Below are 21,187 nucleotides of genomic sequence, written 5' to 3'. Positions count from 1 at the left end.
CTGAGGACGTTGTTCCGAGAGTCCCTCACCCGTAACGGTGGGGGACTTTCGTATGCCTGTACGCCGTCACGTAACGCATTCGAACGATGTCGCAGCGTGTAAACGACCGAGCGTACTATCCCTTCGCGTCCGGTTTCCGGCAGTTGCTGAATATGACACGGCGTTGATCCGGTCGGACTAAGCTCGCCCGCGGCGCACCATCTTGCGCTGAATTCGTGCGCTTGTTCCCCAATGTGCGGAAGATCCCGACAGTTTCATGACATACCCCCCTGAAAGTCCCCCCGAACCTCAGTCGACTCCTGTCAGAAGGCCCACATGGTGAGTGTTCAATCCCCTCCCGGTCGCCGTGAACTTCCCTACGCGCGCGTGCTGTTGCTGCCGGCCATAGTCATGGCGGCGGCGACCGGAGCCGCCGTCGCCCTGGTGGCGGAGCCGGCCCGGGGCGCCGTCGGCTGGTGCGGCGGCATCGCCACCGCGCTGGTGCTCGCGACGGCGGCCGAGGCGGTGCGCCGCGGCCGTGCGCTGCGCAACCAGCGTGCGGAGCACGCCCGGCACAGCGCGCACCTGGAACAGCGGATCGCCGCCCACGAGAGCGAACTGGTCGGCTTCTCGAGGGAGATCGTCCCCGCCGCACTCGACCTGCTGCGCACCGGAGAATCCCCCCGGGAGGTGATCCGCAAGCTCGGCCTCGTCGACCCCGCGTTCCGCAACCTCCCCGCCCCGCAGGCCGAGACGCTGCTGACGGTGCTCAAGATCGTCGACCGCGAAGTGACCATGCGCGACGCCGCCGCGCGCTCCTTCGTCAGCGTCGCCCGGCGCGTCCAGGCGATCATCCACCAACAGGCCGAGGAACTCAGGGAGATGGAGGAGGACCACGGCCGCAACCCGGAGGTCTTCGACGACCTGCTGCGCATCGACCACGGCAACGCCCTGATCGGCCGCCTGGCCGACTCCGTCTCCGTCCTCGGCGGCGGCCGCCCCGGACGGCAGTGGCCCGAGCCGGTGTCCCTGTACAGCACCCTGCGCGGCGCCATGTCCCGCATCCTGGAGTACCGGCGCATCCAGCTCTCCTCCATCGCCAAGGTCAGCGTCAAGGGCATCTACGTCGAGCCGGTCATCCACGCCGCCGCCGAACTCCTCGACAACGCCACGCGCTACTCGCCGCCCCAGACCAAGGTGCACGTCACCGCCACCGAGGTGCAGACCGGCGTCTGCATCGAGATCGAGGACGGCGGTGTCAACCTCAACGAGGAGGCACGCGCCCGGATCGAGGGCATGCTGGAGGCCGCCAAGGCGGGCGTCGACCTGCAGGACATCGGCGAGCACCCGCGTCTGGGACTGGCCGTGGTGGGCCGCCTCTGCACGGCGTACAACATGCAGGTCTCGCTGCGCGCCTCCGCGTACGGCGGCGTCCGGGCCATCCTCATCGTGCCGAGCGAGATGATCACACACGAGCCCGGTGTCGGACTCGCCCACGGCATCGGCGCCACCGGCATCCCCATGACGGTCGGCATCCCCGAGGGCCCGAAGCGCGCACCCAAGAGGCGACGCCCCACCAGCCCGAAGATCCCCGCCACGGTCTCCCTGGAGGACGACGACGTCCCCGAGGTCACCGAGTGGACCGCGAACGGTCTGCCGCAGCGCCGCAGCAGGGTGAAGATGCCCCTCGCCGAGCGACTCGCCCAGCAGGCCGCCTACGAGAAGGCCGACCGGGAGGCCGCCGAGCGGGGCGAGTACAACCCCTGGGCGACCGCGGAGCCCGAGCCCGCGCCCCTGCTCGACATGAACGCCCCCGACGCGCCCGGCAAGGGCCTCGAGGCCTTCTGGGAGGGGCTCAAGCAGGGCATCGAACCCGGCACGCACCCGACCGACTTCATTCAGAACCCGACCAAGTACCTGCACCTGATCAACGATCCGGCTCCCACCGAGGCCGACGACGAGGGGGACCTCAAGTGATCCAGCAGCGAGGAAACTTCGACTGGATGCTCAAGCAGCTCGCCGACGGCGTGCCGGGCATCGAGATGATCGTGGTGCTCTCGGCCGACGGCCTTCGCATCGCCCGCTACGGCGGCGAGCCCGACGCCGCCGACCGGGTCGCCGCGGCCTGCGCGGGCCTGCAGTCCCTCGCGGGCAGCATCTGCCAGGAACTCACCGTCGGCGACGGTGAGATGAAGCTCGTCATGATCGAGATCGACCGCGGCTACTTCTATCTGATGAAGGCCGGCGCCAACGCCTTCCTCGCGGTGCTCTCCGACGTGCGGTGCGAACCCGGCCGGATGAGCGCGATGATGCGCGACCTGGTCGTCCGGATCGGCGGTCATCTCACCAGTCCGCCCCGGCGGAACGGGCAGATCGTATGACGCCTCCGCAACGCCAGAGGCGCGACCTCGCCCCGGAATCGCCCACGCCCCGGGAGGGCGAGGGCAAACCCGGTAACCCGGAGCGGATGTACGTGGTGGCCGGCCCGGACGGTGAACGGGCCGAGCTCGACCTGGTGACGTTAATCGTGGCGCGTGCCACGGACCCGCCGCCCTCCGCCTCTCCCGAGCAGGCGGCGCTGCTCCGACTCTGCGCCGCCCCCCTGTCCGTGGCCGAGCTGTCGGCCTACCTCCACCTGCCGTTCAGCGCGATGGGCGTGCTGCTCACCGAGTTGCTGACGGCGGAACTGGTGCAGGCGCGCGCCCCGATCGTCCGCAAGGCGCGTTCCGACCGTTCCCTCCTCGAAGCGGTGATGAATGGACTTCAACGGCTCTGACACCATCCCGGGCCCCCGGGCCGAGGACCAGCTGCCCCACACGGCGCAGGCCGCGGCCAAGATCGTGATCGTGGGTGGCTTCGGCGTCGGCAAGACGACCATGGTCGGCTCGGTCAGCGAGATCACACCGCTGACCACCGAGGAGACCATGACGCAGGCCGGCATCGGTGTCGACGACAACTTCGGCTCCGCGTCCAAGACGGCCACCACCGTCGCCATGGACTTCGGCCGGATCAGCGTCACCGACCAGCTCGTGCTCTACCTCTTCGGCACGCCCGGCCAGCAGCGCTTCTGGTTCCTGTGGAACGGCCTGTTCGAGGGCGCGCTCGGCGCGGTGGTGCTGGTCGACACCCGGCGGCTGGAGGTCAGCTTCGACGTCATGGGTCGCCTGGAGGAGCGCGGCGTGCCGTTCGTGGTCGCCATCAACTCCTTCCCCGACGCCCCTCGTTACGCCGTCGAGGAGCTGCGCACGGCCCTCGACCTCACGCCGGACATCCCGATCATCGAGTGCGACGCGCGGCGGCGGGCCTCCAGCCGCGACGTCCTGATGACCCTCATGCGCTTCCTGCACTCGCTCGCCATGACGGGCTCACTCACCTGACCCGTACCGCCCACCCCCACCTCCCCCCATACACCTGGAACCACCTCAGTTTCGGAGCGATTCTGTGACGCCTGAATCCCACGCCCCGACCAGTACGGACGACCTCCCGCCCGGCCCGCCCCCCGGCTGCCCCGCGCACGGCCTCGGGCCCGGGGGACTGCACCGGCTGCACGAGGCGGAGGACCTGGGAGCGCTGTACGAGCGACTGCGGGAGCAGCACGGTCCCGTGGCGCCCGTGCTGCTCCACGACGACGTGCCGATGTGGATCGTCCTCGGCCACGCCGAGAATCTGCACATGGTGCGCTCGCCCTCGCAGTACTGCCGGGACAGCCGTATCTGGACCCCGCTCAGGGAGGGCCTCGTCAAGCCCGACCACCCGCTGATGCCGCACATCGCCTGGCAGCCCATCGCCTCGCACGCCGAGGGCGACGAGCACAAGCGGCTGCGCGGAGCGGTCATGGGCGCCATCTCCACCATCGACTTCCGCAGCCTGCGCCGCTACATCAACCGCAGCACGCAGACGATCGTCAACCGGTTCTGCGAGGCGGGCGAGGCGGAGCTCGTCGGCCAGTTCACCGAGCACCTGCCGATGGCGGTGATGTGCGAGATCCTCGGCATGCCCGACGAGTACAACGACCGGCTCGTCGAGGCCGCCCGCGACGCCCTCAAGGGCACCGAGACCGCGATCGCCAGCCACACGTACGTCATGGACGCCCTGAGCCGGCTCACGGCCAAGCGCCGCGCCCAGCCGGAGGAGGACCTCGCCAGCTACCTGATCACGCACCCGGCCCGGCTGAGCGACGACGAGGTCAGGGAGCACCTGCGCCTGGTGCTCTTCGCCGCCTACGAGGCCACCACCAACCTGCTGTCCAACGTGCTGCTCACGGTGCTGATCGACCCGCGCTTCCGGGCGCAGCTCAACGGCGGCCAGATGACGGTGCCGGAGGCGGTGGAGCAGTCGCTGTGGAACGAGCCGCCGTTCAGTACGGTCTTCGCCTACTTCGCCAAGCAGGAGACCGAGCTGGGCGGGCAGCGCATCCGCCGGGGCGACGGGCTGCTCTTCGCGCCGTTGCCGGCCAACGTCGACCCGCGGGTGCGGCCGGACCTGAAGGCCAGCATGCAGGGCAACCGCTCGCATCTCGCCTTCGGCGGCGGCCCGCACGAGTGCCCCGGGCAGGACATCGGCCGCTCCATCGCCGACGTAGGCGTCGACGCGCTGCTGATGCGGCTGCCGGACGTCGAACTCGACTGCGACGAGGAGGAGTTGCGCTGGACGGCGTCCATCGCCTCCCGGCACCTGATGGAATTGCCGGTGCAGTTCGCGCCCAAGCCGCCGCAGGACGTGCAGGAGGTGCCGAGCCACAAGCCGGTCGCCGCGCAGCGCTCGGACTGGCAGATCGGCAACGCGCAGCCGCAAGCGGCACCGGCCGCCGCGCAGCCCCAGCCGGCCGCCGCGCAGCCGCAGCCGGCTCATGTGCAGCCGCAGCCGGTCCCGGTACCGCCCCAGCCGGCCGTCGCGGAACCGCCCCGCCGCAAGGGCGCCTGGCGGCGGTTCCTGAGCTGGTGGCGCGGCTACTGACCGTCCGACGGGCCGTCGTACGTCCCGGCGGCCCACCGGTCGTACGACGCCCACGCCGCGAGCACCCGGCCGCTGCGGAACCGGTGCTCCTCGCCCGTGACGGGATCGGTGAACTCCAGGGACCTCGCCAGCAGTTGGAGCGGGCGGCGGAAGTCGCCTGCCGGCCCGGGGGCGGTCACCTCCGGGTAGAGCGGGTCGCCGAGGATCGGCACGCCCAGCGCGGTCATGTGGACGCGCAGCTGGTGCGTCTGCCCGGTGGCGGGTGAGAGCCGGTACCGGGCGAGCCCGCCGGGCCCGCCGGGGCGGTCGCGGTGCTCGACGAGCTCGACACGGCTCACGGCGTTGGGCTCGCCCGGCACCTCCCGGGCGGTGAGCACCCCGCGCTCCTTCACGATCCGGCTGCGGACCGTCCGGGGCAGGGCGAGGGCGGGGGCGTACGGTGCGACGGCCTCGTACTCCTTGCGGACCCGGCGGTCGCGGAACAGCGTCTGGTACGCGCCGCGCTCCTCGGGGCGCACGGTGAACAGCACGAGTCCCGCGGTGAGCCGGTCCAGCCGGTGCGCGGCGGTGAGCGCCGGGAGGTCCAGCTCGCGGCGGAGCCGGGCCAGGGCCGTCTCGGCGACATGGCTGCCACGCGGGGTGGTGGCGAGGAAGTGCGGCTTGTCGGCGACCACGATGTGCTCGTCCCGGTGCACGACCGCCACCGGGAAGGGCACCGGCACCTCGTCGGGCAGGTCCCGGTGGAACCACACGAACATCCCCGGCACGAAGGGGGCGTCGGCCGTGACGGGCCGTCCGTCCGCCCCGACGATCCGGCCCGCGGCGAACATGCCGTCGACGACTCCGCCACCCGCCCCGGAGAGCCGCTCCACCAGGTGTTCGCGCACCGTGCCCCAGGTCCCCGCGGCGGGCAGCCGCACCCGCACCGGGTCCACGCCGTGGCGCTGCGGCAGGGGAGAGGGCGGGATGGGGGTCTTGCGTCTCATCGCGGCCCAGCGTACGAGGCCGGGGCGCGGGGGCGGAAAACCACTGGGACCGCCGGGCCGGCCCTTGCCAGGATGCGGGCATGCCGTTCCTCATCAGCCCGGTCCTGATCGCCGGGGCCCTCGCGGACCGCCCGCAACCGACTCTCCCCGCCGACGGCGGACTCGTGCTGCGCCCCTGGTGGGCCGGGGACGCGCCCGCGGTGTACGAGGTCTTCCAGGACCCGTTGATGCACCAGTGGCACGCCCGGACCGCCGACTCCGTGGAGGAGGCCGGGGGCTGGATCCGCGCGTGGCGTCAGGCGTGGGAGGGGGAGCGGGAGGCGCACTGGGCCGTGGCCGGCGCGGAGTCCGGCGCGCTGCTGGGCCGGGTGGCGTTGCGCGAGATACGGCTCGACGACGGGACGGCGGAGGCGGCGTACTGGACCGTCCCGGCGGCCCGGGGGCGGGGTGTCGCCGTCCGCGCCACGACCGCGCTCACCCGCTGGGCCTTCGACGAGACGGGCTTCCACCGCCTGGAGCTTCTGCACGCCGTGCGCAACGAGGCCTCGTGCCGGGTCGCCACCAGGACCGGCTTCGAGCTGGAGGGCACCAAGCGCAGTGCGATCATGCAGCCCGACGGATGGCACGACATGCATCTGCATGCGCGGGTGCACGGGGAGTGAGCCGAGCCCGCACGCCGCTCCGCCCGGGTGATCCGGCTGCCCTCAGGCCGCGGACGCGCTCTCCTGCTCCGCCTCGATCCGGGCGTTCCACTCGCGCTTGGAGGCCTGCCAGCCGTCCTCGTTGTGGCCGCGGCGCCAGTAGCCGGAGATCGAGATGCCCTCGCGCGGGACGTGGCGCTCCACACGGAGAAGATGGCGCAGCTGCTTGACGAAGTGCGCCTCGCCGTGGACGAAGGCGTGCACGCGGCCCTCGGGGAACTCCAGGTTCCGTACGGCCTCGACCAGCGCCTCACCGAGCGGCCGGGCGCCGCGGTGCAGCCAGACGACGTCCACGTCCGAGTCGATCTTCTGCTCCTCCTCGGGGCCGGAGATCTCCACGAAGGCGTACGCTCTGGCCCCGCGCGGCAGCGCCTCCAGGGCACAGGCGATCGCGGGCAGCGCGCTCTCGTCGCCGACGAGCAGATGCCAGTCGGCGCTCTGGTCCGGCGCGTACGCCCCGCCGGGGCCCATGAAGCGCACCGTCTCGCCCGGCCGGACGCGCACGGCCCACGGGCCGGCCAGGCCCTCGTCACCGTGGATGACGAAGTCCAGCGTCAGTTCGCGGTGCGCGGCGTCCCACTGGCGGACCGTGTAGGTCCGGGTCACCGGCCACTGTTCGCGCGGCAGCTCGTCCCGGACGCGCTGCAGGTCGAACGGTTCCGGATAGGTGACGCCCACGGGCGGGAACAGCAGCTTCACGTAGTGGTCGGTGCACGTGCCCGCCGCGAAATCGGCGAGGCCCTCGCCGCCGAGCACCACACGCTGCATGTGCGGGGTCAGCCGCTCGGTGCGCACGACCTGCGCGGAGTGGAGCCTGCGCGGCTGGCGTCCCGGTCGCTCTGCCATGAGGACCTCCCTGTCTCGTATAGTTAGGGTTACCTAAGTTAGCACCTCGTCCCCACTTCACACCTCTCGAGGCGAGAGATCACGTCGCGAGCGTCGCCAGCAGGCGCTCCAGCGACCCGCCCAGTCCCCAGCGGACCGCCAGCGCCTCCAGTGCCGCCGGGTCGCGCGGCGTCCGCGGCAGCGCGGTGGAGACATCCGGCGTAGGCACGTCGTCGGCGACCCGGACCACCTTCGGCGCGACCGCGAGATAGGGGCGCGCCTCGTCCAGCCGCCTGCGCTGGGTCGGCGTCAGCTTCGACCTCCGGTCATCGATCGCCGCCATGATCCCGGCCAGGTCCCCGAACTCGGCCAGCAGCTTGGCGGCCGTCTTCTCTCCGATACCCGGCACACCCGGCAGGCCGTCGCTGGGGTCGCCGCGCAGCAGGGCCAGATCCGCGTACCCGTTGCCGTCGACCCCATACTTCTCACGCAGCACCGCCTCATCGGTGTGCTGCAGCGTGCCCACGCCCTTCAGCGGGTACAGCACGCGCACCCCGCGCGCGTCGTCCACGAGCTGGTACAGATCGCGGTCGCCCGTGACGATGTCGACCGGGCCCTTCGCCCGTGCGGTGAACGTGCCGATCACGTCGTCCGCCTCGTATCCGGCGACGCCCACGCGCGCGATGCCCACCGCGTCCAGCACCGCCTCGATGACCGGCACCTGCGGCGACAGCGTGTCGGGCACCTCCTCCTCGTCCGGGCCCACCGCGTGCTCCTCGGCGACGCGGTGCGCCTTGTAGGACGGGATCAGGTCCACCCGCCACTGCGGCCGCCAGTCGGCGTCCATGCAGGCCACCAGAAGGTCCGGCCGGTGGTCCTTGACCAGGCGGTCGATGAAGTCGAGCAGTCCGCGCACGGCGTTCACCGGCGTGCCGTCCGGGGCCCTGACCGAGTCCGGGACGCCGAAGTAGGCGCGGAAGTACAGGGAAGCGGTGTCGAGGAGCATCAGTCGTCCGGTCACGCCACGCATCATGCCGTACGCCGTCGACAGTCACTCGCCTCGCATGTGACGCGCCCCACTTGTGTGTTTGGGATCCGGGATCTTGGGAAGGCGCGGGCCCGGAGCGAGGCTGGTTGCGCATTTCAACTGTTTGCGCCCTGTCCTCGCTCTGTTCTGTTCCCGTGGAAATAGAGGTGCACGTGTCAGCGACGCTTGAGGCAGAGAGTCTGTACAAGGTGTTCGGCAGGAGACCGGACCGGGCCGTCGAGCGGCTGCGCGGCGGGGCCGACCGGGACGAACTGCGGGCCGAGGGCACGACCGCCGCCGTGATCGACGCGTCCTTCACCGTGGAGCCCGGCCAGATCTTCGTCGTCATGGGCCTGTCCGGTTCCGGCAAGTCCACCCTGCTGCGCATGCTGAACGGCCTGCTCGAGCCGACCGCCGGGCATGTGCGCTTCGACGGCCAGGACCTGACCACGCTCGGCGGCCGTGAACTGCGCGAGGTCCGCTCCAGGAAGATCAGCATGGTGTTCCAGCACTTCGCGCTCTTCCCGCACCGCAGCGTGCGCGAGAACGCCGCCTACGGTCTGGAAGTGCAGGGCGTGCCCCGCGCCGAGCGCGCACGCCGCGCCGACGAGGCGCTCGCCCTGTGCGGCCTGGCCGGCTGGGAGAAGTCCTGGCCCGACGAGCTGTCCGGCGGCATGCAGCAGCGGGTCGGTCTGGCCCGCGCGCTCGCCACCGACGCCGACCTGCTGCTGATGGACGAGTCCTTCAGCGCCCTGGACCCGCTGATCCGCCGGGACATGCAGGACCAGCTCCTGGAGCTCCAGCAGAAACTCAAGAAGACGATCGTCTTCATCACCCACGACCTGAACGAGGCCATGCGCCTGGGCGACCGCATCGCCGTCATGCGCGACGGCCGCATCGTCCAGATCGGCACCGCCCAGGACATCCTGCTGCGGCCGGAGAACGACTACGTCGCCTCCTTCACCCAGGACGTCGACCGCTCCCGCGTCCTGACCGCCGGCGAGATCATGGACGCCTCGGTCACCGGCGACGACCCCGGCTGCCGCTGCGAGACCGCCACGGCCGACACCCCCTTCACGGAGCTGTGCGCGATCAGCGCCCGGCTCTCCCACCCCGTCTCCGTCGTGGACACGGACAACAAGCAGATCGGCGTCGTCCCCCGGCAGCGCCTGATCGGCTTCCTCGGCGACGAGCAGGACGCCACCCCCGCGTCCTGTGACACCCCGCGCGACAAGGGCGGAGAGAAGGTGACCGCCCGTGCCTAGGATTCAACTCGGTACCTGGGTCAACGACGCGGTCGACTGGCTCACCACCCACATGGCGTGGCTGTTCGACTTCTGCAAGACCGTCTTCCTCGGCCTCTACGACGGCATCAACGCCGTCCTGCAGGCCCCCGAACCGCTGCTCCTCGCGGGCATCTTCGCCGTGATCGCCTTCTGGCTGCGCGGCACGCTCGCCGGTGTCCTCACGTTCGCCGGATTCGCGTTCATCGACTCCCTCGAACTGTGGGAGAACGCGATGATCACCCTGTCACTCGTCCTCGTGGCGACCGTCATCGCACTCGTGATCTCCCTGCCCGTGGGCATCTGGGCGGCCCGCTCGGACCGCGTCAGCGGTCTGGTCCGGCCCGTCCTGGACTTCATGCAGACGCTGCCCGCGATGATCTACCTCATCCCGGCGATCCTCTTCTTCGGCACCGGCGCCCCCGCGGGCATCGTCGCCACGCTGATCTTCGCGCTCGCCCCGGGCGTGCGGATGACCGAGCTGGGCATCCGGCAGGTCGACAAGGAACTGGTCGAGGCGGCTGAGGCGTTCGGCACCTCGCCGCGCAACACCCTGCTGCGCGTCCAGCTGCCGCTCGCCCTGCCCACCGTGATGGCAGGCGTCAACCAGGTCATCATGCTCGGTCTGTCCATGGCCGCGATCGCCGGCATGGTCGGCACCGGCGGCCTCGGCGGCGACGTCAACGAGGCCATCGGCCAGCTCAACGTGGGCCTCGGCTCCGAGGCCGGTGTGGCGATCGTGATCCTCGCGATCTACCTGGACCGCATGACCAGCGCCCTGGGCACCCAGGTCTCCCCGCTCGGCCGCCGTGCCGCCGCCAGGCTGCGCGCCGCCCAGGGACTGAAGATCTGGTCGTACCGGCCGCGTCCGGCGGTCGCCGTGATCGGTGTCGTCGTCCTCGCGCTCACCGCGGGCGGCATGGGTGTCTTCGGTGGCACCAGTGGCACCGAGGCCGTGGCGAACGGCAAGAACGTCGGCCAGGGCAAGAAGATCAGCATCGGCTACATCCCCTGGGACGAGGGCGTCGCCTCCACCTTCCTGTGGAAGGAGATCCTGGAGCAGCGCGGGTACGAGGTCGAGGCCAAGCAGTTCGACGCCGGCCCGCTGTACACCTCCCTCGCCCAGGGCGACGTCGACTTCCAGACGGACGCCTGGCTGCCCACCACCCACGCCCAGTACTGGAAGAAGTACGGCAAGCAGCTCGACGACCTCGGCGCCTGGTACGACAAGACGTCCCTGGAGCTCACCGTGCCCGCCTACATGAAGGGCATCGACTCCCTGGAGGACCTCAAGGGCAAGGCCTCCGAGTTCGGCGGCAAGATCACCGGCATCGAGTCCGGCGCCGGCGAGATGGCCCTGCTGAAGAGCAAGGTCCTCAAGGAGTACGGCCTCGACAAGGAGTACGAGGTCGTCGACAGCTCCACGCCCGCGATGCTCGCCGAGCTCCAGCGCGCCTACGCCCAGAAGAAGCCGATCGTCACCACCCTCTGGTCGCCGCACTGGGCGTACAACGACTACGACCTCAAGAAGCTCAAGGACCCGAAGGGCGCCTGGGGCGAGGGCGACGGGGTGCACACCCTGTCCCGCAAGGGCTTCGCCGACGACGACCCGACGGTCGCCGGGTGGCTGAAGAACTTCACGATGAGCGAGAAGCAGCTCACCAGCCTCGAGGCCGAGATCAACAAGGCGGGCAAGGGCAACCAGCAGGACGCCGTCCGCGCCTGGCTGAAGCAGAACCCCGGCGTCGTCGACAAGCTCGCCCCGGTGCGGGACTCCGGCGGCAGTACGCCCGCCGAGGCCAAGCAGCCCCTGGACGTCGCCTGGTTCCCCTGGGACGAGGACATCGCCGTCACCTACCTGTGGAAGAACGTCCTGGAGCGGCGCGGCTACAAGCTGAACCTGAAGCAGATGGACGTCGGCCCGGTCTACACCGGCCTCGCCTCGGGCGATCTCGACCTCAACTTCGACGCCTGGCTGCCCTACGCCCAGAAGAACTACTGGGACAAGAACAAGGACCGGCTCAAGGACCTCGGCACCTGGTACGAACCGACCTCCCTGGAGATCGCCGTACCGTCCTATGTGAAGGGCGTCGACTCCCTGGAGGACCTCAAGGGCAAGTCCGGCACCTTCAAGGGGAAGATCATCGGCATCGAGCCGGGCACCGGCGAGATGGATCTGCTGAAGAACAAGGTCCTGCCCGGCTACGGCCTGGACGACGAGTACGAGGTCGTCGACGGCTCCACGCCCGCGATGCTGGCCGAGCTGAAGCGCGCGTACGCCAAGAAGGAGCCGATCGCCGTCACCCTCTGGTCGCCGCACTGGGCGTACAGCGACTACGAGCTGACCAAGCTGAAGGACCCCGAGAAGGCCTTCGGCGAGGGCAACACGATCCGCACCATCTCCAACGAGAAGTTCCCCGAGGAGTACCCGCAGCTCACGAAGTGGATCAAGAACTTCAAGATGAGCGAGGACGAGCTCGGCAGCCTGGAGAGCGAGATCAAGGACCGCGGCCAGGGCCATGAGGAAGAGGCCGTGGCCGAGTGGCTCGAGCAGCACCCGGACATGGTGCAGCGCATGACACCGCAGTAGGGTTCCGGGTGGGGCGCGCGACACGCCGCGTCCCACCCGGACCGATCCCACGAACGGGATCCGGACAACCACAGAGCGCTACGCCACCCCCTGAACCCCCGCTCCCCGCCTGTTCCTCCGCGGGAGGACGGCTCGCCCCGCCCCCTCCGGCGAGGGATCCTCTGGCGCGAAGTGTGAGGTCGTGCACCGTCCCGTATGACGTCGATGTGACGGGCGCATGAAACGGTTTGCCGAACATGCGTAGGGTGCAGACAACTCAACAGAAGCAGTGTGCCGGGACACCGCCGCACGGGACGCGGATCGACGGGCGAAGGAGGGAGCCGGAGCGATGGGCGACCACAAAGAGCAACCCCTTCGGGTGGGCGCGGCCGTGCGCCGGCGGCGCCGCGCGCTGGAGCTCACCCTCGCCGTCGTGGCCGCGCGCAGCGGTCTGTCGGTCCCCTTCCTGAGCCAGATCGAGAACGACCGGGCCCGGCCCAGCACCAGTTCCCTGGAGAAGGTCGCCGACGCCCTGCGCACCACCGCCGTGGAGCTCCTCGCCGCGGCCGACCCGGCGTGCAGCGTGGACGTCGTCCGTGCCGACGACACCGAGCCGCAGCCCCAGCCCCGGACCCGCTCCCTGGTCCGCGGCCACCATCAGATGCACGCCTCCGAGTTCACCGGCGACCATGACGCCGGACGTGAATTCCAGTACCGCAACGACCAGTTGATGTACGTCGCCGACGGCGCGGTGGAGATCGAGGCGGAGGGCCGTGCCTACCGCCTCGGCCGTGGCGACACCCTGTACCTGACCGGCGGCGTACGGCATCGCTGGCGGGCGGCCGAGTCGGACACCCGCGTGATCGTCGTCGCCGTGGCGGAGCACATCGAAGCGGTCCGGGACCGGCCACGCCGGTGAGGGTCGTCTCGCTGGTCCCGTCGCTGACCGAGGCCGTGGCCCGGTCGGCGCCCGGAACCCTGGCCGGCGCCACCGACTGGTGCACCCATCCGCCCGGCCTCGACGTCGTACGCGTCGGCGGCACGAAGAACCCGAAGACCGACCGGATCGTCTCCCTCGCTCCCGACCTCGTGATCGCCAACGAGGAGGAGAACCGCGAGCCCGACCTCGCGGCCCTGCGCGCGGCGGGCGTCGAGGTCCTGGTGACGGAGATCCGCGACGTGCCGCAGGCCTTCCGGGAACTGGCCCGGGTGCTGGACGCCTGCGGGGTGACGGCCCGCCCGCGCTGGCTGGAGGAGGCGGAGCGGACCTGGTCGTCCCTGCCGGAGCCCGGGGCACGGCTGACGGCGGTCGTGCCGATCTGGCGCCGGCCGTGGATGGTCCTGGGCCGTGACACGTTCGCCGGTGACGTCCTCGCCCGTCTCGGCGTCGACCATCTGTACGCGACGCACCCCGACCGCTACCCGCGCATCGCGCTGGAGGAACTCCGCGCCTCGGCACCCGACGTGGTGGTCCTCCCGGACGAGCCCTACCGCTTCACCGCGGACGACGGCCCCGAGGCCTTCCCCGGCCTGCCCTGCGCGCTCGTCAGCGGACGGCACCTGACGTGGTACGGGCCGTCACTGGCCGAGGCGCCGCGGGTGCTGGGCCGGGCGCTGCGAGCAGCTCGCCCCTGAGCAGCCCGCCTACGGTGCCCACGACGGCGGTGCCCCAGGCCGCGACCAGAACCGCGTACAGCACGACCGCCGGTCCCGCGTAGGCGATGAGCCCGGTGTGCCGGCCCAGCGCCTCGGCGCCCGTGACACAGGTGCCGACCGGGAAGGTGAACGACCACCAGGTCATCGAGAACCGCATCCCGTGCCGCCGGGCGCGCAGCACATGGGCGGCGGCCAGGCAGAACCACAGCAGCGCGAACCCCATCACGGGCACGCCGTAGAGCACGGCGAGGGCGCCGAAACCCTCGCTGTACGGCTCCGGTACGACCCCGGGCGCGACGTCCGCGAAGGCGCCGACGGCGGTGGTGGACTGCCCGAGCGGGCCCAGCACCAGGAACAGCGTCGGGGTGAGGGCGAGGGGCAGCGGCCCGCCGGTGAGCGACCGGGCGAATACCAGCGGCAGCATGACCAGGGTCGCGAGCAGGCTGAGCCCGAACAGCGCGAAGCAGACGAGGAGCAGCGTCTCCCGGCCCTGACCGGGCGGCAGATGCGGCACCAGCAGCGGCCCGACGGCGGCCGACACCATGGGCGCGACGAGCGGCAGCAGCCAGACGGGCGTGGCCTGACCCGGCTCCACCCGATGCCGTACGGCCATCAGATACGGCACCACGACCGCCGCGGCGAGCCCGAGAACCGTGCCGGCGGTGAACAGCACCGCGCCGAGTGCGACGGCCGCCCGCAGGCCGATCCAGTCCCGGCCGACGGTGAGGGCACCGCCGCCCACGGCCAGCAGGGCCATGGCGAGGCAGCCGTAGAAGGGGGCCGTCGCCGGGTCGAGGAGGTGGGCGCGGGCCTGGTCCCGGTGCCGGGTCCAGTGCACGGCCCGTCCCACGAGCAGCGCCAGGAGGAGGACGAGCGAGAGGGCCCACACGGCCGCGAGCACGCCGCGCAGCCCCGGGACATGCGACGCGAGGGCGGCTCCCGCGGTGGCCACGACGGCGGTGCCCATCACGGTGGCGTACCAGTTGGGTCCGAGATGACGGACGGAGAGCGGGTACGCGAGGGGCTGGGCTGCGGTGACCATGACTCCACGGTGGGGCCGGGGGAGGCGCACCACCAGGGACCATGCCTCTATGGCGACATAAGCTGGGTTTATGAGCAACGCGGATGAGCAGGCCGGGCCGGCGGTCTCCGGCGCCCTGGCGCACCGGGTGCCGGATCTGGGCGCCCTGGAGCTGCTGCTGGCGGTGGCGCGGCTCGGCAGCCTCGGTGGGGCGGCGCGGGAACTCGGCATCACCCAGCCCGCGGCCAGCAGCCGTATCCGGTCGATGGAGCGGCAGCTCGGCGTTGCGCTGGTCGACCGGTCGCCCCGCGGGTCCCGGCTCACGGACGCCGGGGCGCTGGTGACGGACTGGGCGCGGCGGATCGTGGAGGCGGCGGAGGCGTTCGACGTGGGGGCGCAGGCGCTGCGCGTCCGTCGCGATTCCCGGCTGCGGGTGGCCGCGAGCATGACCATCGCCGAGTATCTGCTGCCGGGCTGGCTGCTCGCGCTGCGCGCGCAGCGGCCCGACACGGCGGTGTCGCTGCACGCGGGGAACTCGACGGTGGTGGCGGAGCGGCTGCTGTCGGACGAGGCGGATCTGGGGTTCGTGGAGGGGCTGTCGGTGCCGGCCGGCCTCGACTCGGCCGTCATCGCCCATGACCGGCTGATAGTGGTGACCGCGCCGGGGCATGCGTGGGCTCGGCGGCGGCGGTCGCTGGCCGCGGAGGAACTGGCGTCGACGCCGCTGATCCTCCGCGAGGAGGGCTCGGGGACGCGGCAGGTGCTGGACGCGGCGCTCGGCGGTCTGGCCCGGCCGCTGATCGAGCTGTCCTCGACGACGGCGGTGAAGGCCGCGGCGGTGAGCGGTGCGGGCCCGGCGGTGCTGAGCGAGCTGGCGGTGGGGGAGGAGCTGGCGATGCGGCGGCTGGTGCGGGTGCCGGTGGACGGGGTGGCCCTGGCGCGGGACTTGAGGGCGGTGTGGCCCACGGGACACCGCCCCGCCGGACCGGCACGGGACCTGCTGTCGCTGACGCGGGGGTAGCGTCTCGCTGCTGGGCTGCTGGGCTGCTGGGCTGCTGGGCTGCTGGGCTGCTGGGCTGCTGGGCTGCTGGGCTGCTGGGCCGCTGGGTCGGCCGAGCTGCCGGGCTGCTGGCCGCCGGGCCGCCGGGCCGCCGAGCTGCTGGGCCGCTGCGTCGCCCGGCCTCTGGGCTGCTGGGCCGCTGCGTCGCCCGGCCTCTGGGCTGCTGGGCCGCTGCGTCGCCCGGCCTCTGGGCTGCTGGGCCGCTGCGTCGCCCGGCCTCTGGGCTGCTGGGCCGCTGCGTCGCCCGGCCGCTGGGCTGCTGGGCCGCTGCGCTGCTGGGCCGCTGCGCTGCCGGGCCGCTGCGCTGCCGGCTGCTGGGCCGCTGGGTCGGCTGGGCTGCCGGGTCGATCGAGCTGCCGGGCTGCTGGGCCGCCGGGCCGTCGGGCCGCCGAGCTGCTGGGCCGCTACGCTGCCCGGCCGCTGGGCCGCTGGGCCGCTACGCTGCCCGGCCGCTGGGCCGCTGGGCCGCTGGGCCGCTGGGCCGCTGGGCCGCTGCGGCGCCGGGCCGCGGCGTCGCCCGACGTGCTGGGCAGCAACGGCGCCGGGCTGCTGCGTCGCCCCGCCGCTGGGCCGCCCAGCCGCCGAGCTGCCGGGCCGCCGATCAGGTCTTGGTCGCCGCCTCCACCAATGCCCGCATCACCCGTACGTCCTCCCCCATCTCCGGGTGCCACTGCACCCCCAGCACCCAGTCGGCAGAAGGCAGCTCCACCGCCTCCACCGTCCCGTCCGCCGCATACGCCGTGGGGACGAGGCCCTCGCCCAGACGATCGACGGCCTGGTGGTGGTACGTCGGCACGAACGTCTCCTCCGGCACGACCCCGGCGTACAGACTGCCCGGTACCGGCTTGACGGCATGCCCCCCGAAGACGCCCACGACCTCCGCGTGCCCGTCGATGTGCTGCACGAGCGTCCCGCCGAGCGCGACGTTCAGCAGTTGCATGCCCCGGCAGATCCCCAGCAGCGGCAGGCCCGCCGAGAGCGCCGCCTCGATCAGCGCCAGCTCCCACGCGTCCCGCTCCGGCGCCGGCGGCCCCGTCCGCGGCTCGCGCTCCGCGCCGTACCGCACCGGCTCCACATCCGGCCCGCCCGCGATGACCAGCCCGTCCAGCCGGGCCACGGCAGCCGCGGCGAACCGCGGGTCGTCCGGCGGCAGCATCGCGGCCAGGCCGCCCGCCCGCTGGACCAGCCGGGGGTAGCCGACCGGCAGCAGGGCAGCCTCCAGCTCCCACACACCCCAGCGCGCGCCGGACTCCAGATAGGTGCTGACCCCGATCAACGGCCTGCCCACGAAAACTCCCTCACACTCGATGCGTCAGTCCCGTGCCAACTCTGCCTCGGCCGCCGCCAGCGCGGCGAACTCCTCCTCCGGCGCCTTCGCCACCAGCCGCTTCCGGCTGTACAGGCCGAAGTACGCGACGGCCACGGCGTAGACCACGAGCGCGATGAACGCGGCCGTCACGTCCACCAGGAACGTGGCCACCAGCGCCGCACAGGCCAGCACCAAGGCGACCGAGGAGGTCACCACCCCGCCCGGCGTGCGGTACGGCCGCGGCAGCTCCGGCTCCTTGCGGCGCAGCACGATGTGCGACAGGGACATCAGCGCGTAGGAGATGGTGGCGCCGAAGACGGCGATGTTCAGCATCCGCGCGCCGTTGCCGGAGACCGCCGCCAGCAGGAAGCCGATCGTGCCGGGCACCAGCAGGCCCAGGTACGGCGCCTTGCGGCGGCTGGTGAGCGACAGGAAGCGGGGCAGATAGCCCGCGCGGGACAGGGCGAACAGCTGGCGCGAGCCCGCGTAGATCAGGGAGAAGAACGACGCCACCAGACCGGCCAGGCCCGCGTAGTTCACGATCCGGCTGAGGGCCGTCGCCTCGCCGTTCGGCTGGAGTGCCTCGACCAGCGGGTTGCCCGCCCCCTGGATCGCGTCGGAACCGCGTGCCCCGGCCGCCGCGAAGAACGTGACCACCGCCAGCACCACCAGGATGCCCATCGACCAGCGGATCGCCTTCGGCAGCGTACGGGCCGGGTCCCTGGTCTCCTCGGCGGCCAGCGGCACGCCCTCCACGCCCAGGAAGAACCACATGCCGAAGGGGAACGCCGCCCAGATGCCGAGCAGGCCGAACGGCAGCCAGGAGCTCGACCCGGCGGCGGCGGAGTCGACCGGGATGTCGTCCAGCGACGCGAAGGAGAAGTCGGGCAGTGCCGCCAGCGCGAACACGATCAGGGCGACCACGGCTATGCCGGTGACGACGAAGCTGAAGCGCAGCGCCTCGCCCACGCCCCACAGGTGGATGCCGAGGAAGATCGCGAAGCAGACCAGGTACATCGGCCAGCCGGACTCCAGCCCGAACAGGCCCAGCGACTCGACGTAGTCGCCGATGAAGATGACGATCGCGGCGGGCGCGAGGACGTACTCGATCAGGATCGCCGTGCCGGTCAGGAAGCCGCCCCACGGGCCGAGCGCCCGCCGGGCGAAGCCGTAGCCGCCGCCCGCCGTCGGCAGGATCGAGGACAGCTCGGCGAGGGCGAAGACCATGCACGCGTACATCGCGCCCATGAGCACCATGGCGATCGCCAGGCCTCCGAAGCCGCCTTCGGCCAGGCCGAAGTTCCAGCCCGAGTAGTCGCCGGAGACGACGTAGGCGACGCCGAGGCCGGTCAGCAGCACCCAGCCGGCGCTGCCGCGGCGCAGCGCTCTGCGTTCCAGATAGTCGTCGCCCTCCGGGGCGGCGGGTGTGATGGTGGGTTCCTGGGACATGGGCAGACTCCCGACGGGGCGGCGGCGGTCACGGGGGGCGAGCGGGCTTCGATCCAATGGAATGGAGCCATACCTTTGCGGTGCCGAACGGGGGAAGGCAAGACCCCTGCGTTAATCGCCCGTAAATCCTCACCGCCCCACGACGGCGCCCGGCTCAGCCGAGGAAGCCCCGCAGCAGTGCCGCCGTGCCCCCGCAGTGCTCGCGCATGATCTCCCGTGCCTGGTCGGCGTCGCCCTCGATCACGGCCTCCACCAGTGCGGTGTGCTGCCGCTGGGAGTGCTCCAGGTTGCGCACCAGCAGCGGAATGCCGTCGAGCAGGTCGTTGACCGTCGCGCGGACGGCCGCGTACTGGGCGGTGAGCGTGGGGGAGCCGGACAGCTCGGCGATCGTGAGGTGCAGCAGCGTGTCCAGGCGGCGGTACTCGGTGAGCGGCGCGTCGTGCGTGCGGGCCAGGGCCTCGCGGAGCCGGTCGGCCTGCTTCTCGTCCAGCCCGTGCGCCGCGCACAGTCCGGCCGCGCCCACTTCCAGCACCTCCCGGAATCGCAGCACGTCCTCTATGTCGACCTCGGCGACCCGGCGCCGCAGCTCGTCCTCGCCGACGGTGTCGGCGCGCGGCAGCACGAACGTGCCGCCGTACCGGCCGCGCCGCGACTCCACGAGGCCCTGGTCCTGGAGCACCTTCAACACCTCGCGCAGCGTCACCCGGCTGATCCCCAGCCGCTCCGCCAGCTCCCGCTCGGCCGGCAGCCGCTCGCCCCCCGGCACCAGACCCAGCCGGACGACCTGCAGGATCTGCTCCAGTGCCTCCTCGAAGCCGTTGCCCGCGCGCACCGGCCGCAGCACCGGCGTCAGCCCGTCCCGCACCTCGCCGCCAGCGCCTTCCTCCTCCGGCATGTGGCCGTACCCCCTTCCCAAGCAATGGTTCTCCGCAATACCTTATGGCTCCCGGCGGATCCAAGGCAGCGGATCCAAGGAGCCTAGGAGGCCTTCCCGTGGCAGACCGCACAGCCCCGCTGAGCGTCGAGGAACTGCACACCCTCGTCGCCGGCGGTGAGATCGACACTGTCGTCCTGGCCTTCCCCGACATGCAAGGGCGGCTCCAGGGCAAGCGGTTCGCCGCACGCTTCTTCCTCGACGAAGTCCTCCGGCACGGCACCGAGGGCTGCAACTACCTGCTCGCCGTCGACACCGAGATGAACACGGTCGACGGCTACGCCATGTCCTCATGGGACCGCGGCTACGGCGACTTCGCCATGCACCCCGACCTCACCACCCTGCGCCGCGTCCCCTGGAACGAGGGCACGGCCATGCTCCACGCCGACCTCGCCTGGAGCGACGGCTCCCCGGTCGTCGCCGCCCCCCGCCAGATCCTGCGCCGCCAGCTGGAGCGCCTGGCCGAACTCGGCTACACCGCCCAGGTCGGCACCGAGCTGGAGTTCATCGTCTTCAAGGACACCTACGAACAGGCCTGGGACGCGGGCTACAAGGGCCTCACCCCGGCCAACCAGTACAACATCGACTACTCGGTCCTCGGCACCGGCCGCATCGAGCCCCTGCTGCGCCGCATCCGCAACGAGATGGCCGCCGCCGGCCTCACCGTCGAGTCCGCCAAGGGCGAGCGCCACCCCGGCCAGCACGAGATCGCCTTCCGCTACGACGAGGCCCTGGTCACCTGCGACCAGCACGCCGTCTACAAGACCGGCGCCAAGGAGATCGCCGCCCAGGAGGGCATGTCGATCACCTTCATGGCCAAGTACAACGAGCGCGAGGGCAACTCCTGCCACATCCACCTCTCGCTCGCCGACGCCGACGGCACCAACGCCATGGCCGGCGACCTCGAAGGCGGCATGTCCGAGGTCATGCGGCACTTCCTCGCCGGCCAGCTCGCCGCGCTGCGCGACTTCTCCCTCCTCTACGCCCCCAACATCAACTCCTACAAGCGGTTCCAGCCCGGCTCCTTCGCCCCGACCGCCGTCGCCTGGGGCCACGACAACCGCACCTGCGCGCTGCGCGTCGTCGGCCACGGCCGCTCCCTGCGCTTCGAGAACCGCCTGCCCGGCGGCGACGTCAACCCCTACCTCGCCGTGGCCGGGCTGGTCGCGGCCGGCCTGCACGGCATCGAGCAGAAGCTGGAGCTCCCCGAGCCCTGTCCCGGCAACGCCTACGCCGCCGACCTGGCCCACGTCCCCACCACTCTGCGCGAGGCCGCCGAACTCTGGGAGAACAGCCCCATCGCCCGGGCCGCCTTCGGCGACGAGGTCGTCGCGCACTACCGCAACATGGCGCGGGTCGAACTGGAATCCTTCGACGCCGCGGTGACCGACTGGGAGCTGCGCCGCTCCTTCGAACGTCTGTGAGGCCCCTC

19 protein-coding genes are annotated in these 21,187 nt (G+C 71.8%); 12 read left to right on the top strand and 7 right to left on the bottom strand.

Annotated elements, in window-relative coordinates; genetic code table 11:
* Window positions 1-315 precede the first annotated feature (315 nt).
* The 5 genes from G3I77_RS25330 to G3I77_RS25310 all read left to right on the top strand — a co-directional run bounded on the left by G3I77_RS25330 (window position 316) and on the right by G3I77_RS25310 (window position 4,935).
* Entirely contained in the window at window positions 316-1,956 is a 1,641-nt protein-coding gene (locus G3I77_RS25330) for a sensor histidine kinase KdpD (RefSeq protein WP_248507412.1), read from the top strand.
* On the top strand, window positions 1,953-2,360 hold the full coding sequence (locus G3I77_RS25325) for a roadblock/LC7 domain-containing protein (protein WP_248507409.1): 408 nt from the start codon (window positions 1,953-1,955) through the stop codon (window positions 2,358-2,360). Before G3I77_RS25330 ends, G3I77_RS25325 begins: the two co-directional genes overlap by 4 nt.
* Window positions 2,357-2,755 (top strand): DUF742 domain-containing protein, encoded by a 399-nt coding sequence (locus G3I77_RS25320; RefSeq protein WP_248507407.1) that lies wholly within the window; start codon window positions 2,357-2,359, stop codon window positions 2,753-2,755. Before G3I77_RS25325 ends, G3I77_RS25320 begins: the two co-directional genes overlap by 4 nt.
* Window positions 2,736-3,356: an ATP/GTP-binding protein gene (locus G3I77_RS25315; protein WP_248507405.1), complete on the top strand. Its 621-nt coding sequence runs from the start codon at window positions 2,736-2,738 to the stop codon at window positions 3,354-3,356. Before G3I77_RS25320 ends, G3I77_RS25315 begins: the two co-directional genes overlap by 20 nt.
* A 64-nt stretch (window positions 3,357-3,420) precedes the next feature.
* Window positions 3,421-4,935: a cytochrome P450 gene (locus tag G3I77_RS25310; protein ID WP_248507403.1), complete on the top strand. Its 1,515-nt coding sequence runs from the start codon at window positions 3,421-3,423 to the stop codon at window positions 4,933-4,935.
* Here G3I77_RS25310 and G3I77_RS25305 read toward each other — a convergent pair.
* Window positions 4,929-5,921 carry an RluA family pseudouridine synthase gene (locus tag G3I77_RS25305; protein WP_248507401.1) on the bottom strand — a complete coding sequence of 331 codons (993 nt, stop codon included), beginning with the start codon at window positions 5,919-5,921 and terminating at the stop codon, window positions 4,929-4,931. The genes G3I77_RS25310 and G3I77_RS25305 overlap by 7 nt on opposite strands.
* A gap of 80 nt (window positions 5,922-6,001) precedes the next feature.
* Here G3I77_RS25305 and G3I77_RS25300 point away from each other — a divergent pair, with 80 nt between their 5' ends.
* Window positions 6,002-6,583, top strand: a complete 582-nt coding sequence (locus tag G3I77_RS25300; RefSeq protein ID WP_248507400.1) for a GNAT family N-acetyltransferase — start codon at window positions 6,002-6,004, stop codon at window positions 6,581-6,583.
* A 42-nt stretch (window positions 6,584-6,625) separates the two neighbouring features.
* Here the strand turns inward: G3I77_RS25300 and G3I77_RS25295 are convergent, their stop codons facing one another.
* Window positions 6,626-7,468, bottom strand: a complete 843-nt coding sequence (locus tag G3I77_RS25295) for a siderophore-interacting protein (RefSeq protein ID WP_248507399.1) — start codon at window positions 7,466-7,468, stop codon at window positions 6,626-6,628.
* A 79-nt stretch (window positions 7,469-7,547) separates the two neighbouring features.
* Window positions 7,548-8,477, bottom strand: coding sequence for a 5'-3' exonuclease (locus G3I77_RS25290; protein WP_248507695.1), 930 nt, complete (start codon window positions 8,475-8,477; stop codon window positions 7,548-7,550).
* A gap of 170 nt (window positions 8,478-8,647) precedes the next feature.
* Here G3I77_RS25290 and G3I77_RS25285 point away from each other — a divergent pair, with 170 nt between their 5' ends.
* The 4 genes from G3I77_RS25285 (at window position 8,648) to G3I77_RS25270 (ending at window position 13,961) form a co-directional block, all read left to right on the top strand.
* A complete protein-coding gene (locus G3I77_RS25285) occupies window positions 8,648-9,739 on the top strand; it encodes a glycine betaine/L-proline ABC transporter ATP-binding protein (RefSeq protein ID WP_248507398.1) in 1,092 nt (363 codons plus the stop codon).
* Window positions 9,732-12,347 (top strand): ABC transporter permease/substrate binding protein, encoded by a 2,616-nt coding sequence (locus tag G3I77_RS25280; protein WP_248507397.1) that lies wholly within the window; start codon window positions 9,732-9,734, stop codon window positions 12,345-12,347. The genes G3I77_RS25285 and G3I77_RS25280 overlap by 8 nt, the downstream gene beginning before the upstream one ends.
* Before the next feature lie 328 nt (window positions 12,348-12,675).
* On the top strand, window positions 12,676-13,245 hold the full coding sequence (locus tag G3I77_RS25275; RefSeq protein ID WP_248507396.1) for a helix-turn-helix domain-containing protein: 570 nt from the start codon (window positions 12,676-12,678) through the stop codon (window positions 13,243-13,245).
* Window positions 13,242-13,961 carry a helical backbone metal receptor gene (locus G3I77_RS25270; RefSeq protein WP_248507394.1) on the top strand — a complete coding sequence of 240 codons (720 nt, stop codon included), beginning with the start codon at window positions 13,242-13,244 and terminating at the stop codon, window positions 13,959-13,961. Before G3I77_RS25275 ends, G3I77_RS25270 begins: the two co-directional genes overlap by 4 nt.
* Here the strand turns inward: G3I77_RS25270 and G3I77_RS25265 are convergent.
* Window positions 13,873-15,024, bottom strand: coding sequence for a TDT family transporter (locus G3I77_RS25265; RefSeq protein ID WP_248507392.1), 1,152 nt, complete (start codon window positions 15,022-15,024; stop codon window positions 13,873-13,875). The two genes, G3I77_RS25270 and G3I77_RS25265, sit on opposite strands and share 89 nt — an antisense overlap.
* A gap of 70 nt (window positions 15,025-15,094) precedes the next feature.
* On the opposite strand from G3I77_RS25265, the gene G3I77_RS25260 reads away from it, so the two are divergent.
* Window positions 15,095-16,024, top strand: a complete 930-nt coding sequence (locus G3I77_RS25260; RefSeq protein ID WP_248507389.1) for a LysR family transcriptional regulator — start codon at window positions 15,095-15,097, stop codon at window positions 16,022-16,024.
* Window positions 16,025-16,664: 640 nt separating this feature from the next.
* Here G3I77_RS25260 and G3I77_RS25255 read toward each other — a convergent pair.
* From G3I77_RS25255 to G3I77_RS25245, 3 genes are all read right to left on the bottom strand, one after another.
* The gene (locus G3I77_RS25255; RefSeq protein ID WP_248507694.1) at window positions 16,665-17,339 is read right to left on the bottom strand and encodes a gamma-glutamyl-gamma-aminobutyrate hydrolase family protein; all 675 of its coding nucleotides are present in this window, start codon (window positions 17,337-17,339) and stop codon (window positions 16,665-16,667) included.
* A gap of 36 nt (window positions 17,340-17,375) precedes the next feature.
* Window positions 17,376-18,821 (bottom strand): ethanolamine permease, encoded by a 1,446-nt coding sequence (gene eat, locus G3I77_RS25250; protein WP_248507387.1) that lies wholly within the window; start codon window positions 18,819-18,821, stop codon window positions 17,376-17,378.
* A gap of 154 nt (window positions 18,822-18,975) precedes the next feature.
* The gene (locus G3I77_RS25245) at window positions 18,976-19,716 is read right to left on the bottom strand and encodes a FadR/GntR family transcriptional regulator (protein ID WP_248507385.1); all 741 of its coding nucleotides are present in this window, start codon (window positions 19,714-19,716) and stop codon (window positions 18,976-18,978) included.
* 98 nt (window positions 19,717-19,814) lie between these two features.
* Here G3I77_RS25245 and G3I77_RS25240 point away from each other — a divergent pair, with 98 nt between their 5' ends.
* Window positions 19,815-21,179 carry a glutamine synthetase family protein gene (locus G3I77_RS25240; RefSeq protein WP_248507383.1) on the top strand — a complete coding sequence of 455 codons (1,365 nt, stop codon included), beginning with the start codon at window positions 19,815-19,817 and terminating at the stop codon, window positions 21,177-21,179.
* Window positions 21,180-21,187: the final 8 nt, after the last annotated feature.

Origin of the sequence: Streptomyces sp. D2-8, assembly GCF_023184515.1 — a bacterium.
GTDB lineage: Bacteria > Actinomycetota > Actinomycetes > Streptomycetales > Streptomycetaceae > Streptomyces.
The sequence above is the reverse complement of the archived record's forward strand: the minus strand, read 5'-3'. Positions and strand labels throughout refer to the sequence as shown.

Coding starts and splice junctions, on each gene's coding strand:
- G3I77_RS25330 (WP_248507412.1), top strand. CDS start 316: ATGGTGAGTGTTCAATCCCCTCCCGGTCGCCGTGAACTTCCCTACGCG.
- G3I77_RS25320 (WP_248507407.1), top strand. CDS start 2,357: ATGACGCCTCCGCAACGCCAGAGGCGCGACCTCGCCCCGGAATCGCCC.
- G3I77_RS25315 (WP_248507405.1), top strand. CDS start 2,736: ATGGACTTCAACGGCTCTGACACCATCCCGGGCCCCCGGGCCGAGGAC.
- G3I77_RS25305 (WP_248507401.1), bottom strand. CDS start 5,921: ATGAGACGCAAGACCCCCATCCCGCCCTCTCCCCTGCCGCAGCGCCAC.
- G3I77_RS25300 (WP_248507400.1), top strand. CDS start 6,002: ATGCCGTTCCTCATCAGCCCGGTCCTGATCGCCGGGGCCCTCGCGGAC.
- G3I77_RS25295 (WP_248507399.1), bottom strand. CDS start 7,468: ATGGCAGAGCGACCGGGACGCCAGCCGCGCAGGCTCCACTCCGCGCAG.
- G3I77_RS25290 (WP_248507695.1), bottom strand. CDS start 8,477: ATGCGTGGCGTGACCGGACGACTGATGCTCCTCGACACCGCTTCCCTG.
- G3I77_RS25275 (WP_248507396.1), top strand. CDS start 12,676: ATGGGCGACCACAAAGAGCAACCCCTTCGGGTGGGCGCGGCCGTGCGC.
- G3I77_RS25265 (WP_248507392.1), bottom strand. CDS start 15,024: ATGGTCACCGCAGCCCAGCCCCTCGCGTACCCGCTCTCCGTCCGTCAT.
- G3I77_RS25260 (WP_248507389.1), top strand. CDS start 15,095: ATGAGCAACGCGGATGAGCAGGCCGGGCCGGCGGTCTCCGGCGCCCTG.
- eat (WP_248507387.1), bottom strand. CDS start 18,821: ATGTCCCAGGAACCCACCATCACACCCGCCGCCCCGGAGGGCGACGAC.
- G3I77_RS25245 (WP_248507385.1), bottom strand. CDS start 19,716: ATGCCGGAGGAGGAAGGCGCTGGCGGCGAGGTGCGGGACGGGCTGACG.